This window comes from Aquidulcibacter sp. (genome assembly GCF_049239865.1).
GTDB lineage: Bacteria > Pseudomonadota > Alphaproteobacteria > Caulobacterales > Aquidulcibacteraceae > Aquidulcibacter.
The window spans coordinates 1-1,541 of record NZ_JBMLTR010000174.1 but is presented as its reverse complement, the minus strand read 5'-3'; the positions used below and the strand labels follow the sequence as shown (position 1 = coordinate 1,541).

Annotated in this window: 1 protein-coding gene; it reads right to left on the bottom strand. The window is 57.4% G+C overall.

The window, feature by feature from the left end:
- Window positions 1-1,541 (bottom strand): acetyl-CoA acetyltransferase (locus ACOVRA_RS12050; protein ID WP_421720501.1); only part of this gene is annotated, 1,541 nt, incomplete at both ends.

Sequence of the window (1,541 nt, the reverse complement as noted above, 5' to 3'; positions counted from 1 at the left end):
AGATCCCAAAAATTCTTGCGGCGTGAAAATATTGCGTTCGCCATCATGGACGACCCGGCCCTTACGGCCCACGCTTTCGCGGCCCTCCAGATCGGCCATAATGTCGGTATCGCCCTTAGGCGTATTGGCAACAAAGCGACGCCCTGCCTCATCGCGACCAATCACAATGCCCATACGCATGCCTTCACGGGCATGGATGACGGTATAGGTTTCAATCATGGCGGCCCCTGTTGGGGTCTCCGTCACCTCGGGCGAGGCCATCGCGTCGATTTCACCCTGATAGGATTTCTTAGGCGGCCTTGCCCAAGCGCCCATGGTCGGCTGGCAGGAATAAATGCCAAAGGCATGCTTGGTCAGGAACCAGCCATTTGCGTTCAAAAAGCCAAACGCCTCAGGCTCTTTGCGGCAGCGATGGATCATCTCGACGATGCCATGCATGGAATAATTATTCCCGGGTCCGCCAAAATAGGGCAAGCCCCCCGTCAAGGTCAGAGCGCGCGGATCATCGGTCGCAAGGCCCATTTCCTTTGCAGCGATTTCGACAGCGACGGGGAAGCAAGAATACAGATCGAAGAAAGACATATCGGCGAGGCTCTTGCCCGCCATTGCAAAAGCTTCGCGCACGCCCACCCGCATGGCAGGGCTGGAATGATAATCGACGCGGTCGAGCACATTCCATTTCTCAATCGTATCAGCACAGCCATGCAGGAAGACCATCTGCGACTCGGGCACGCCAAGGCTCTTGGCATGGGCATAGCTGGCCATCAAAACGGCGGCCGACTGGTCAACTTGGATGATGGCATTGAGGCGCTTCGGGTATGGAAAGCCCACCATGCGATTGCTGGCGCTGGGCGTCACCAAGGCTTCCGCTGTCTGGGCTTGCGGGAACCACGCATAAGGATTTTGCGCGGCCACTTCGGTGAAGGGCGCAAACAAAGCCCCCATCGCCGTCGAATGAGCCTCTAAACTGCGCCCCAGATTTGCCCGATAGGCATTTTCAAACATCGGATACACATTGGTCGGAAACTCGAGGCCATGACGGGCTTCATAGGGCGAACAGCCGTCGCGCCCATCGCCAAACATGGCTGGGGCTTCCTCGTCATCGACCTGATAGGCGGCAAGTGGGCCAAAATTACTCGCCTGTACCAGCTTCATCATGGAGCCTAAAAACTCAGCGCCTGCCAAGAGGACCAGCTTGTTGTCACCGTTGGCGATACGTTCAGCAGCTTCATTGACCAAAGCTTGCGGCGTATTGCCGCCGACATGGGTGTAGGTCTGCCACGCAGGAGAAGCGCCTAGTACCTTGGCTAGCGCTTTTGGCGGGTTCTTCGCCTTGGGGATTGGCATGCGACTTAGATTGCCACCGGCATCAATCGTAAAGCCAACCACCGCCAAACCGTCAATTTGGGCCAAAATCTCGTGGTTTAGGCCAGAATCGGCAATCGCCGCTTCTGCCGCGCGAGCGCACAGGCCAATTGGCGGCGGACAGGATTCGGGGGCACCGCGATAGGTGAATTGGCCTCCGCCAATCAGGACAGGCG